Source organism: Staphylococcus equorum (assembly GCF_001747895.1).
Taxonomy (GTDB): domain Bacteria; phylum Bacillota; class Bacilli; order Staphylococcales; family Staphylococcaceae; genus Staphylococcus; species Staphylococcus equorum_A.
This window is the reverse complement of sequence record NZ_LNNB01000009.1, coordinates 755,711-769,234: the sequence shown is the minus strand read 5'-3', so window position 1 is coordinate 769,234 and position 13,524 is coordinate 755,711. Positions and strand designations below refer to the sequence as shown.

At 33.3% G+C, this 13,524-nt stretch carries 10 protein-coding genes; 7 read left to right on the top strand and 3 right to left on the bottom strand.

The features are described from left to right. Positions 1–5 precede the first annotated feature (5 nt). Together ftsW and AST02_RS05650 are read left to right on the top strand one after the other, a co-directional pair. A complete protein-coding gene (ftsW, locus tag AST02_RS05655) occupies positions 6–1,241 on the top strand; it encodes a cell division peptidoglycan polymerase FtsW (protein ID WP_069816366.1) in 1,236 nt (411 codons plus the stop codon). A gap of 404 nt (positions 1,242–1,645) precedes the next feature. Next, the gene (locus tag AST02_RS05650) at positions 1,646–5,101 is read left to right on the top strand and encodes a pyruvate carboxylase (protein WP_069816364.1); all 3,456 of its coding nucleotides are present in this window, start codon (positions 1,646–1,648) and stop codon (positions 5,099–5,101) included. Positions 5,102–5,368: 267 nt separating this feature from the next. Here AST02_RS05650 and AST02_RS05645 read toward each other — a convergent pair whose 3' ends face one another. Then, the gene (locus AST02_RS05645; RefSeq protein WP_069816362.1) at positions 5,369–6,277 is read right to left on the bottom strand and encodes a COX15/CtaA family protein; all 909 of its coding nucleotides are present in this window, start codon (positions 6,275–6,277) and stop codon (positions 5,369–5,371) included. 284 nt (positions 6,278–6,561) lie between these two features. On the opposite strand from AST02_RS05645, the gene cyoE reads away from it, so the two are divergent. Together cyoE and AST02_RS05635 are read left to right on the top strand one after the other, a co-directional pair. Then, entirely contained in the window at positions 6,562–7,473 is a 912-nt protein-coding gene (gene cyoE / locus AST02_RS05640; protein WP_069816361.1) for a heme o synthase, read from the top strand. A 24-nt stretch (positions 7,474–7,497) separates the two neighbouring features. Beyond that, positions 7,498–7,959 (top strand): DUF420 domain-containing protein, encoded by a 462-nt coding sequence (locus AST02_RS05635; RefSeq protein WP_069816359.1) that lies wholly within the window; start codon positions 7,498–7,500, stop codon positions 7,957–7,959. 141 nt (positions 7,960–8,100) lie between these two features. Here AST02_RS05635 and AST02_RS05630 read toward each other — a convergent pair whose 3' ends face one another. Then, on the bottom strand, positions 8,101–10,359 hold the full coding sequence (locus tag AST02_RS05630; RefSeq protein WP_069816357.1) for an ATP-binding cassette domain-containing protein: 2,259 nt from the start codon (positions 10,357–10,359) through the stop codon (positions 8,101–8,103). Positions 10,360–10,546: 187 nt separating this feature from the next. Between AST02_RS05630 and AST02_RS05625 the strand changes: the two genes are divergently transcribed. Further along, positions 10,547–11,596 carry a CAP-associated domain-containing protein gene (locus tag AST02_RS05625; protein ID WP_069816355.1) on the top strand — a complete coding sequence of 350 codons (1,050 nt, stop codon included), beginning with the start codon at positions 10,547–10,549 and terminating at the stop codon, positions 11,594–11,596. Between the two features lie 17 nt (positions 11,597–11,613). Next, complete coding sequence (locus tag AST02_RS05620) at positions 11,614–12,048, top strand: YlbF family regulator (RefSeq protein ID WP_069816353.1); 435 nt, start codon at positions 11,614–11,616, stop codon at positions 12,046–12,048. An 89-nt stretch (positions 12,049–12,137) separates the two neighbouring features. Here the strand turns inward: AST02_RS05620 and AST02_RS05615 are convergent, their stop codons facing one another. Beyond that, positions 12,138–13,058: a glycerophosphodiester phosphodiesterase gene (locus tag AST02_RS05615; protein WP_069816351.1), complete on the bottom strand. Its 921-nt coding sequence runs from the start codon at positions 13,056–13,058 to the stop codon at positions 12,138–12,140. 129 nt (positions 13,059–13,187) lie between these two features. Between AST02_RS05615 and AST02_RS05610 the strand changes: the two genes are divergently transcribed. Continuing rightward, positions 13,188–13,439, top strand: a complete 252-nt coding sequence (locus AST02_RS05610) for a YlbG family protein (protein ID WP_065337752.1) — start codon at positions 13,188–13,190, stop codon at positions 13,437–13,439. Positions 13,440–13,524: the final 85 nt, after the last annotated feature.

Below are 13,524 nucleotides of genomic sequence, written 5' to 3'. Positions count from 1 at the left end.
GTCAAATGAATAACATAAAACAATTTTTTCGATATATTGGTAGAAATGCCAAATTTATTGATTATCCGTTAGTAATTACATATATTTTATTATGTCTAATAGGCTTAGTAATGGTATATAGCGCAAGTATGGTTGCAGCTACAAAAGGTTCATTGACAGGTGGCGTTCCAGTGACTGGGACTTACTTTTATACAAGACAATTAATGTATGTAATCATGAGTTTAATTCTTGTCTTTTTCATGGCATTCTTTATGAATGTCAAATTCCTTGAATCCATCAGATTTCAGAAATGGATGATGATGATAATGGTTGGTTTACTCTTAGCCACGTTACTTGTAGGAAGTAATATTAATGGTTCGAAAAGTTGGCTCAATTTAGGTTTTATGAACCTACAAGCTTCGGAACTATTGAAAATTGCAATCATTGTATATATACCTTATATGATAGAAAAGAAACGACCGAAAGTTTTTAAAGAACCAAAACTATTAGCTTCACCGATTATTTTGGCTTCAATTTGTATAGCACTTGTACTTTTACAAAGAGATGTAGGACAAACGCTATTAATTTTAATTATTTTCTTTTCAATCATATTTTATGCAGGCATTGGTGTTCAAAAATCACTCAAATATGGTTTGATGATTTTGTTCGGTGTAGTTATTATAGGCTCACTGTTCTTACTATTAGGATTAGTTCCAGATTACTTGACTGCCCGTTTTAGTACATTAACAAATCCATTTAGTAATGAAGAAGGTACTGGGTATCATATCTCTAACTCCTTGATTGCAATCGGAAATGGTGGACTGTTTGGACGAGGGTTAGGTAATAGTATTATGAAATTAGGATACTTACCAGAGCCACATACTGATTTTATCTTTTCGATTATTGCTGAAGAGTTAGGCTTGGTAGGCTGTGTCGTCGTGATATGCTTACTATTCTTTATAGTTTACAGAGCATTTGAACTAGCAAATAAAACTAACTCTTACTTTTACAAGTTGGTTTGTGTAGGTATTGCAAGTTATATCGGTAGTCAAACATTTGTTAACTTAGGTGGTATTTCAGGTACAATTCCGTTAACAGGTGTGCCATTACCATTCATAAGCTTTGGTGGCTCTTCAATGATTAGTTTAAGTATCGCTATGGGTCTACTGCTAATTACAGCGAAACAAATTAAAATCGAAGAATTAAGAAAGAAAAAAGCAAATAAAATTAACAATAATTCAGGGATCTCCAGAAAATCATAAGTTAGTTTATTATGGTAGTTATGATATAAAAAATGTAATTTGTAAAAGCAAACGTTACAACAGTAAAATGTTGAAAACGTTTGCTTATTTTTATAATCAGACATCTTAATTTTGAAAAACTTAGTGTTTTTAAAGTTAATGATAATAAAAAGTTATCGATTTTAATAATTTTTTATTATAGTTAAGCTATGATATAATTCCATAGAAATGCGCGTATACTACAGTGTTTAGAGACTATCACAGACGGATAAAATTTTATCTATCAGTGATCACAATTCAACCGTTTAAGTAGTTATTCGAGAATATACGAACAAACTTTTATTTGTATACATTGTTCGCATTTTGCTATAATGGTTTCTATATCAAACTTTTTAGAAAATTCAAATTTTAAGGGGGACCATGTTGTGAAAAAAATAAATAAACTTATGGTAGCCAATCGTGGAGAAATAGCAATAAGAATTTTTAGAGCAGCAACTGAGTTAAATGTACAAACAGTTGCGATTTATTCAAATGAAGATAAAGGGTCTTTACATAGATATAAAGCGGATGAATCATACTTAGTAGGCGAAGATTTAGGTCCTGCAGAATCATATTTAGATATTGAACGCATTTTAGAAGTGGCGAAACGTGCCGATGTAGATGCAATTCATCCTGGTTATGGTTTTTTAAGTGAAAATGAAACATTTGCACGCAGATGTCAGGAAGAAGGCATCAAATTTATTGGGCCTCGTGTGGAGCATTTAGATATGTTTGGGGACAAAGTTAAAGCAAGATCAACAGCAATTAAAGCAGATTTAAGAGTTATCCCAGGTACTGATGGACCGATTGATAATCAAAAAGATGCTATAGCTTTTGCAAATGAAGCAGGCTATCCACTTATGATTAAAGCAACAAGTGGTGGCGGTGGTAAAGGCATGCGTATCGTCCATGCAGAAGATGAATTAGAGGACGCATTCCACCGAGCTAAGTCTGAAGCTGAAAAATCATTCGGTAATAGTGAAGTATATATTGAAAAATACATTGATAATCCAAAACATATAGAAGTTCAAATTATCGGTGATGAACATGGCAATATCGTACACTTATATGAACGTGATTGCTCTGTGCAACGACGTCATCAAAAAGTAGTGGAAGTAGCGCCTTCTGTTGCATTGTCTGATGATTTAAGAGAACAAATTTCTGATGCTGCGATCCAACTTATGGAAAATATAAAATATGTTAACGCAGGTACTGTAGAATTCTTAGTATCAGGAGATGAGTTCTATTTCATAGAAGTGAACCCACGTGTTCAAGTTGAACATACAATTACTGAAATGGTTACAGGCGTAGATATTGTTAAAACTCAAATACTTGTAGCAGACGGCGAAGTATTATTTGATGATGAAATTAGTATGCCAAAACAAAAAGATATTCAAACGTTAGGATACGCTATACAATGTCGTATTACTACGGAAGATCCTACAAATGATTTCATGCCTGATACGGGTAGAATCATAGCTTATCGTTCAAGTGGCGGCTTTGGGGTAAGATTAGACGCTGGTGATGGTTTCCAAGGTGCAGAAATTTCACCATATTATGATTCATTACTTGTGAAACTATCTACGCATGCGATGTCATTTAAACAAGCAAACGAAAAAATGGATCGTTCGTTACAAGAAATGAGAATACGTGGCGTTAAAACAAATGTGCCATTCTTGATTAATGTGATGAGACATGAACAATTTAAAACTGGCGATTATACAACGAAATTTATCGAGAAAACGCCAGAACTTTTTGATATAGCACCAACACTCGACCGTGGTACAAAAACACTAGAATATATAGGTAATGTTTCAATTAATGGTTTCCCTAATGTCGAAAAACGACCAAAACCGATTTATGAAGCATCTCCAATTCCGAAGATTGCTAAAAAAGAAGTTGATCAATTAGAAGGTACTAAGCAACTATTAGACACACAAGGACCTAAAGCAGTTGCAGATTGGTTAAAACAACAAGAAGACGTATTAATTACAGACACAACATTTAGAGATGCACATCAATCATTACTTGCTACTCGTGTACGTACGAAAGATATGATGAACATCGCTTCTAAAACTGCGGATGTAATGAAAGATAGCTTTTCATTAGAGATGTGGGGCGGTGCAACATTCGATGTCGCATTTAACTTCTTAAAAGAAAACCCGTGGGAAAGATTGGAAAGATTGAGAAAAGCTGTTCCAAATGTATTATTCCAAATGTTACTACGTGCTTCTAATGCAGTTGGTTATAAAAACTACCCTGACAACGTAATTAAAAAGTTTGTCAAAGAGAGTGCAGACGCTGGAATTGATGTATTCCGCATATTTGATTCATTAAACTGGGTAGATCAAATGAAAATAGCAAACGAAGCAGTACAAGAAGCAGGTAAAATTTCGGAAGGTGCAATTTGTTATACAGGCGATATTTTGAATCCGAATCGTTCTGACCTGTACACGTTAGAATATTATGTGAATATGGCGAAAGAACTTGAGAGAGAAGGATTCCATATTTTAGCGATTAAAGATATGGCCGGCTTATTGAAACCTAAAGCTGCGAACGAGTTAATTGGAGAATTAAAAGCTGCAGTAGATTTACCTATTCATCTGCATACACATGATACAAGTGGCAATGGCATACTTGTTTACAAACAAGCGATAGATGCTGGCGTAGATGTCATTGATACTGCTGTAGCGTCAATGAGTGGCTTAACAAGTCAACCAAGTTCTAATTCGTTATATTATGCATTAAACGGTTTTGGTAGAAATGTGCGTGCAGATATTGATGGCATGGAAGAATTATCTCATTATTGGGGTACAGTGCGTCAGTATTATAGTGATTTTGAAAGTGATATTAAATCACCTAATACTGAAATTTACCAACACGAAATGCCAGGTGGACAATATTCAAACTTAAGTCAACAAGCTAAAAGTTTAGGACTGGGCAATAGATTTAATGAAGTGAAAGAAATGTACAAACGTGTCAACTTCTTATTTGGCGATATTGTAAAAGTAACACCTTCTTCTAAAGTAGTAGGTGATATGGCTCTATACATGGTACAAAATGATTTAGATGAACAAACTATCATCGATGATGGTTATAAATTAGATTTCCCTGAATCTGTTGTATCGTTCTTTAAAGGGGAAATTGGCCAACCAGTAAGTGGCTTTAATAAACAATTGCAAAAAGTCATCTTAAAAGGTCAAACAGCTTTAACAGATAGACCAGGTGAATACCTAGAGCCTGTTGATTTTGAAGCGGTTAGAAAAGAATTAGAAGAGAAACAAGAAAGAGAAGTTACAGAACAAGATATAATCAGTTATGTGTTATATCCAAAAGTTTATGAACAGTTTATCTCAACGCGAGAACAATTTGGTAATGTATCATTATTAGATACGCCAACGTTCTTCTTTGGTATGAGATCTAACGAGACAGTAGAAATTGAAATTGATACAGGCAAGAGACTCATCATCACACTTAAGACGATTACAGAGCCAGATGAAAAAGGTATTCGTACAATTTTCTATGATATGAATGGTCAAGCACGTCGTATCTTCATTCAAGATGAAAACGTCAAGGCAAGTGAAAGTGTGAAACCAAAAGCGGATAAATTAAATCCAAATCATATCGGAGCTCAGATGCCAGGTTCAGTTACTGAAGTTAAAATTTCAGAAGGCGAATCTGTTACGAGCGGCCAAGCTTTATTAATTACAGAAGCAATGAAAATGGAAACAACAATCCAATCACCATTTGATGGTGTGGTTAAGAAGGTTACAGTTCAAAGTGGAGAAGCAATCCAAACAGGTGACTTATTGATTGAAATTGAAAAAGAACCAGTAGATTAAATGTATTATTGTACAATTAAACAGCCGTCAGGTTCCTCTAAATAGGAATCTGACGGCTGTTTTATGTTGGGATTTTTAAAATGTAAGCACAAATGAAAATGAATATATGTAACACAATCAATGAAAAATGCTATTTCAAGAAGGAATAGATATTGATATCAATACAGCAAGGTGATCTTAATGAATAATATCTATAAAAAAACCAAATGCTGAAACGGCATTTGGTTTGTCTAAGTACTTTTTTGTTTATTAACCAATAAAAATTATTTATCCGCCACTTCGAATTGTTCGAAGCATTAGTACTATAAAGTATGCGATTAAGCCAAATAATATAGTAATAAATAGCGCATGTAACAAAGCAATGAATAGATTAACATTTGTCATCATAGATAAAGCACCTGTAATAACTTGTAAAACTACTAAGACAAAGGCAGATGTATAACCAAAACGTATTGTACGATTATGGCTATAATTTTTTACTGCATGGATAAATGTAAGTAATATCCAAATGAAAGCAATTAAAGCCATACCTCTATGCGTAAAGTTTACCCAGTCTTGTACATTATGCGGTATGATATCGTCAAATGGCAGTGGCCATTTACCATATGCTAAGCTGGCTTCTTTGTGTCTTACTAGTGCTCCCGTGTATATAGTTAAATATACAACAATTGCCATAATCCATGTATAAATTCTTAATGGCTTTCTGATAAATAGCTCATCAGCTTCATATTTTCGATCAATTTCAAAAATAATTAAAGTTAAGACAAACACTGATGAGAATGAAATCAATGAAATACCAAAGTGTAAAGCCAATGTGTATGAATTTTGTTGCCACATTACTGCTGCTGCACCAACAAGCGCTTGGATGACTAAGAATCCAACACTTATAATACTTAACGGTTTTACTTCTTTAATATGACCAATATGTTTCCAAGCAACTATCGCTAACCATAAGACAACAAGCATGGATATGCCTGAAACTGCACGGTGACTTAATTCAATCAATGTTTGAATTGGTAAATTTTGAGGTAAAAATGCACCATGACATAAAGGCCAGTCAGATCCACATCCATCCTCAGAACCAGTCTTGGTAACTAAGGCACCACCCAATTGAACAAAAGCCATAATGAGCGTTGCTAAAACAGATAACCATTTTAGGTTTTTTTTGCTAAACAAGAATTAACCCCCCACTTATATGTAAAACTCTTGAGACACTAAATTACATTTAGTTGTAACATCATTTGTCGTAATTATTGTAATTATTAATCTCGAAAAGACATACTTATAAAATTTAAATAAATCTTAACTAACATTATAACAAGAAATATAGATTAAATTGTGTCACAAAAATGACTATTTGTGAAAGTCGTTAAAGTGTCACAAATAACTTTACATAAATGTAGTCAATAACACAAATTTAATATATCATTGTATTATATGAAAAAAATAGGAGGGAAATTATGAACAAAGAACAAACTTTGTCACATAATTCTAGTCGTGTAACTTTTAAAGAGTTACAGCAAATCATCAAAATGGGGCTTGTACAAGGAAACTTACTACCCGCATTTGCTGGTTCATGGCTTGCAATTGTGTTGGCGAATCATTCCTTCCTCTCGTCAATACCACAAATCTTAATGATGTTGGTGGGCTCTACGTTAATTATGGGGGGCGCATGTGCTTTAAATAATTACTATGATCAAGATATTGACAGTATCATGCCAAGTAAACAACAGAGACCAACAGTTAATGAGAGAATCTCAGAAAGAAATTTATTGATTCTCAGTTTTGGAATGATGCTTATAGGGGAGGCATTACTATTTGCGTTAAACATACCTTCGGGAGTAATTGGCTTGATAGGCATCGTTGGGTATGTTTCATTTTATTCTATTTGGTCTAAACGTCATACAGTTTGGAATACAGTCATTGGTAGTTTTCCAGGTGCAGTGCCACCATTAATTGGTTGGACTGCAATCGAAGGAAACCTCAGTTTGGTAGCAGTAGCACTATTCTTAGTAGTATTCTGTTGGCAACCAGTTCATTTTTATGCGTTAGCAATTAAACGTAAAGATGAATATTCATTAGCAAATATACCAATGCTACCATCTGTTAAAGGGTTTAGCCGTACGAGAGTGAGCATGTTTATATGGCTTGTATTCTTACTACCACTACCATTTTTACTTAGCACATTAGGCACAACGTTTATTGTGATAGCAACACTGCTAAATTTAGGTTGGGTATATATGTGGTTAACAAGCTTTAAGAAAGATTTAGATCAAACGAAATGGGCAACAAAAATGTTCGTTTATTCATTGAATTATTTAGTAGTATTCTTTGTGCTCGTTGTCGTCGTGTCATTAATTCAAATGTTCTAATAATTAATAATGAGGATGTAATATATGAATTTACCAATTTTACCTACTTTAAGTACAAGTTTTATAGTTATTAGTGCTATCTTAGTTGCAATAGGTTGGCGCAAAATTTGGAAAAGAGAAATCGAAAGTCATAAAAAAGTAATGCTAAGTGCGGCATTTTTTGCACTCGCGTTCTTTATCATTTATGCTTCGAGAACGATTTTCGTTGGTAACACTGCTTTCGGCGGTCCTGATTCAATGAAGATTTATTACACTATATTCTTAGTATTCCATATCAACTTAGCAACAATTGGCGCAATTTTAGGTGTATCACAAATTATCACGGCCTTTAAAGAGAAATTTAAAGTGCATAGATTTGTCGGTCCAATTGCATCAATTGTATGGTTCTTCACTGCAATCACTGGTTTAGCAGTATACGCATTACTTTATGTAATCTATCCTGGTGGAGAAACAACATCGCTAATCAAAGCAACGTTTGGATTATAACTAATGTTTAAATGACTGTTAGTCATTTTACGGAAAGATTTTCGGCATATAATAAAAATGGTAAGCAATCAAATTTTGATTGCTTACCATTTTTTTAGTTACAGTGATATAGTTAATAAACAATAATACTAGAGATTCAGTCTAATTATTCAAGTATCGTATTAAGTGTTTAGCAGTTACAGAATCTTTAGTATCTAATAATCCTTTTGGTTGTCCTTCATATAGTAATTGTCCGCCTTGTCCACCAGCATAAGGACCGATATCAATAATCCAGTCTGCATGCGTCATCATGGTTAGGTTATGTTCTATAACTACTACTGTGTTGTTGTCATCAATGAGTTGATTAAAACAGTCTAATAATATAGGTATGTCATCTTCATGTAATCCTGTTGTAGGTTCATCGAAGACAAAAGTGTGGTGATTTACAGTACGTGTTAAATATTTACTTAGTTTCACACGTTGAACTTCGCCACCTGACAATGTATTTAACGTTTGACCTAATGTCATATAATTAAGACCTGTGGATTTTAAAGCATTCAAAGGTGTTGAGATATTGTGTTTTGAATGGAAAAATTCAATTGCTTCATCTACAGTTAGCGCAAGAATATCTGCGATGGAATAACCTGCTACTTTAGCGTCAAGCACTTCTGGTTTATATCTTAGTCCGTTACAAACATCACACGTTTGAGTGAAATCTGGCATAAATGCAAGTTCGGTTTTTAAAATACCTTTACCATGGCACTCTGGACAAGCGCCTTCTGAATTATAACTAAACATAGATTTTTTTAATCCTGTTTCTTCACTGAAATAGCTTCGAACTTCATCAAATATATTTAAATAAGTGAGTAAGTTAGAACGACTTGAAGCATGCACAGGTTTTTGATCAATAAAAATAGTGTCTTGTAACTGCTCTAATCCTTCATGAATTAAAGAACTTTTGCCGGAACCTGCGACACCAGTCACTACAGTCATAGCCTCTTCTGGTATTTGAGTTGAAACATTTTTTAAATTATTACGAGATATATTAGAAAGCTTAATAAAACGTTGACGCTCTCTAGGTTGTGATTTAAGCTTATGCATTCTTCGTAAGGCAACGCCTGTACTGGTAGTTGATTTTAATAAAGCATTATAAGACCCAGTAAATGTAATCTCGCCACCATTTTTTCCAGCAAGCGGGCCTAAATCTATAACATGGTCAGCAATACGTATAACATCAGGGTCATGTTCAACGACCAACACAGTATTACCTTTGTCTTTTAAAGATTGTATGATTTCATTTATACGTTGTATGTCATCAGGATGCAAACCAACACTAGGCTCATCTATAATGTACACCAAATCACTTAAAGGGCTATTAAGGTGTCTTATTAATTTAATGCGCTGTGATTCACCACCTGAAAGCGTGGTAGTTTCTCTAGATAAAGTTAAGTAATTAAGCCCAATATAACTTAAAGATTGTAACTGTTGTTGTAGTGGTTCAATGATGACACGCGCTTTATCTGAATGAATGTTTTTAATGAAATCTAATGCATCATCAATGGATAATTGAGTGAAATCTGCGATGTCAAAACCATTAATTTTACATTTTAAAATATCTGGATGTAATCTTTTTCCATGACATTTCGGACATTCTTTTGAAGTCACGACACGATCTATGGCTTCTCTAAATTTATTTTTTTCAAAATTATCATTGAGTAAAAAAGAACGTCTGAAGCGATGAATTAAACCTTCGAATTTGGCTGTTTTAGGCCAATTATCAGGCGGGTTTTTCAGTTTAGTAGGCTTTGTGTACAGCAACGTATCAAGTTCTGTTTGTGTATAATCTTTTAATTTTTTATCATTATCAAATAAACCTGTATATAAATAACGCTTTCCTCTCCAACTATCTGGTCTAAAAGAGGGGAATCGTATCGCATCTTCATTTAAAGATTTATTAAAATCTAACAGCTCATTTAAATCTATGTCCTCCACGTATCCTAGACCTGAGCATGTATCGCACATTCCTTTAGGATTGTTAAATGAGAATATGTCAGAGTAACCCACAAAAGGTTCTCCGATTCGAGACCATAGTAATCTCACTGAAGCGTATATATCAGATATTGTTCCTACTGTTGAACGTGAATTGCCACCTAATCGTTTTTGGTTGATAATCATAGCAACTGGTAGGTGTTCAATCAAATCTACTTTTGGTTTTGAATATTGAGTTAATTGATGTTGTATATATGTAGAATATGTCTCGTTTAAAAGACGTTCTGACTCGGCAGCAATTGTATTAAATACTAATGAAGATTTTCCTGAACCTGAGCGACCAGTAAAAACCGTTATTTGATGCTTTGGTATATCGACAGAAATATCTTTTAAATTGTTTTGCTTTGCGCCGTGAATACGAATTGTTGTCATGACTTTCACCTCTCAATTATAACTATACCCGAAAAAAGATGATGTATCACTTGTATCGCTGAATCGTAAAAATGTGTATTTTGAATGACCTGTGCTAATCTTAACAAAGAATTTACAACGACATACCTTGCTTGTGACATAATGAAACATGTACAATAAATGAAAGTAATATATAGGTGGGTGAGCGATGAAAAAACTAATAATTAAAATTATTGGTGTATTATTATTAATTTGTTTTTTAATTTATCTATTTTACTCACCGCGTTTAAAGTTTGACGTACTCGAAAATCCTAATAAAGATTCAACTAAAACGACACAAAATAAGGATGCTCAAAAAACTGAGACAAACGCTGAAAACCCGAAACCTAAAAAGGGTGTGAGTACGTGGGTTGGTCAAAGCTTAGATGAATTAACTGATAAATATGGTCAAGCTGATCGAGTTTATCCATATAAAAATAATTTTAAAAACTATGTGTTTAAGCAAAAAGATAAATATTATTTGATTACTACTAAAAAAGGTATCGTTAAATCTGTTTATGCAACAGGTAAAGATGCTAATGTAAATCCAATAAAAATACAGGACGATGCGTCACACGTTTTTGAAAAATATAGTATTAATCCAGAACCAACGATTTCTGTTAATGGTAAGCAATATGAATTAGAGCTATCTGATTCAGATATGAAAACACAAGCATTAATTAAATTTGAAGATATGTATGCGCAAGTTTACATAGATCAACAATCTAATGAGGTTGTAGCAGTTAGATATTTAGATAGTGAAGCTCTAGCAGCATTTAAACCCTATCAAATGTTATCTACCAAAGAAGATAAAGAGGTTAAAAGTAAATATAGTAATATTACTTATGAGCAAAACTCAAATCAGCTGACGACACTTTATGAAATTACAAATGAAATGAGAAAGTTAAAAGATGCCAAGCCATTAAAAGTTAATAATCATTTAACGCATATTGCCTCATTTAACTTGTATGAAGCAATTGGTACTGATAGTGTTGAATTTACTGAAGATGCTTTAAAACAACAGCTGAATGAGCAAGAGGTGCCATTTGTATCTGCTAGTCAAAATGTTGGCTATGACTTCAACGAAGTGCCAACGTTAATACATAGTTGGCTCAACTCAGATATTCATAGATCAAGGATGTTAAACTCTAAATATAATGAAATGGGTGGCGAAGTAACAAATGGTTACTACACAATTATTTTTGTTGAAGATAAATAGAAAGGAGATTTGTAACGATGATTACTGAAGAAACATTAACAGTGCTTGATGAAATTGAAGCACTTAGTGATAAAATACTTGAATCAAGATTATATAAAGAATATAAAGAGGCTGAACAACAGTTAGTGGATAATGATGAAGCACATTTACTATACCAAGCATTTTTGAAATCAAAAGATAAGTATGATGAAATTATGCGTTTTGGTAAATACCACCCTGATTACCAAACGGTGATGCTAGATACACGTAAACGTAAACGTGCTTATGAAATGCTACCAGTTGTAATGGATTTTAAACAAAAAGAAGTCTTATTACAGGATTTAATAGATGAGGTGATTGTTAAAATTGCATACGCTGTTTCTGAAAATGTAAAAATTGAAACAGGCAATCCATTTTTCCAAAAAGATGCAAGTGGCTGTGCTACAGGTGGATCATGTAGCTGTTCACTTTAAGTTGAATTTTTAGAGTCATTAATAATAAATATTGAAAAAGCTGGGACGCCTCATTGAGGTTTCCCAGCTTTATTGTGACGCATGCGTTGTTAGTGATAAGTATGTTTAAATCGTTCTGCTAAATCGGGTCTGTCAGTAACAAGTGTATGCGCACCATTAAAAATCAAATCATTCATTAAGTCGAGATTATTCACTCCATAATAACCTGGGATGATATCACGCGTGTTAAGCCACTGAATGAATTTTGGTGAAGTTAGTTTAATACCTTTGAACGAAACAGGCATTTGGAAGGTGTGCGCACGTGGCTGAAAGGTATCGCCTAGACCTAAATAGAACTTTAAGAAGCCTTCTGCGACTTCATTTTGGCCTGCGCCAATAGCTACAGTGCCATTACTTATTATATTAAAACGTTCAATTTGTTTACTGTGGAAACTTGTTACTAATACGCGATCTTGAGCATTATTAGCAACAATATCCTCAAATATAATTTCTGGTACAAGATGGCCATGTTCACTTTCAGGGTTGTCTTTTAAATCAACATTAATCAATTGATTTGGATATAATTTAAGTAATTCATCAAAAGATAAAATATAAGCATCTTTGTGACCTCGATAAGGTTTATGACCGTTTATATCTACAAAATGATATCCTGAATCTAACTGTTTTATCTCTGCTAAAGTATGTTCTGATACTTTACCTGAACCGTTAGTCGTACGATCCACGTCTACATCATGGAAAACGATGAGTTTTCGATCTTTTGTAAGTCTCACATCTGTTTCAAATCCATCAATCCCGTGCGCTGCTGCATTATCAAAAGCAAGTTTAGTTTGCTCTGGTCTTACAGCCATACCACCACGATGGGCAAATATATATGGTGCAGGTTTAGAAAAGAAAGATGGTATACTTTGATTATTCGGTTTAGCTTTATATTTAGTAATTAATAACACGCTACCGACTAAACCTAGCGTACTTAAAAATCCGCCCTTAATTAATTTATTAATTTTTGTCACGAGCAATCCTCCTCAGTTTTGAGTATATAAAGTAATATAGCAAATGTTTGTGATACATCAAAATAATTGTTATTTATAAAAAGAAAAAGACATGATATTATATAATGGCTAATAATTGGAGTGAAAAAAATGAACACTATAGCTAGAACAAGTTTGATAATTTATTTAAAACATATGAAACACGAAAGACAAGTAAGAAAATTTGGTCATATCGTAAGTGTAAATAGACAACAACGCTATGTCGTAATGTATATAAATGAAGAAGAAGCTGATCAAATTGTTGAGAAATTAATGAAGCTCAAATATGTGAAAAATATTGAAGGTTCGCCTTATAAATATTTAAAAAAGGTTTATGAAAAAGAACAGCATGAAATATCTTGATTCAAAAGTTTTAAAAGCTTTATTTTTGTATCTAACCCATAGCAATCTAGCTAATGACTTAATATAGGGCAGTTAAACAAGCCAC

Coding starts and splice junctions, on each gene's coding strand:
- AST02_RS05625 (WP_069816355.1), top strand. CDS start 10,547: ATGAAAAAACTAATAATTAAAATTATTGGTGTATTATTATTAATTTGT.
- AST02_RS05610 (WP_065337752.1), top strand. CDS start 13,188: ATGAACACTATAGCTAGAACAAGTTTGATAATTTATTTAAAACATATG.
- AST02_RS05620 (WP_069816353.1), top strand. CDS start 11,614: ATGATTACTGAAGAAACATTAACAGTGCTTGATGAAATTGAAGCACTT.
- cyoE (WP_069816361.1), top strand. CDS start 6,562: ATGAACAAAGAACAAACTTTGTCACATAATTCTAGTCGTGTAACTTTT.
- AST02_RS05630 (WP_069816357.1), bottom strand. CDS start 10,359: ATGACAACAATTCGTATTCACGGCGCAAAGCAAAACAATTTAAAAGAT.
- AST02_RS05635 (WP_069816359.1), top strand. CDS start 7,498: ATGAATTTACCAATTTTACCTACTTTAAGTACAAGTTTTATAGTTATT.
- ftsW (WP_069816366.1), top strand. CDS start 6: ATGAATAACATAAAACAATTTTTTCGATATATTGGTAGAAATGCCAAA.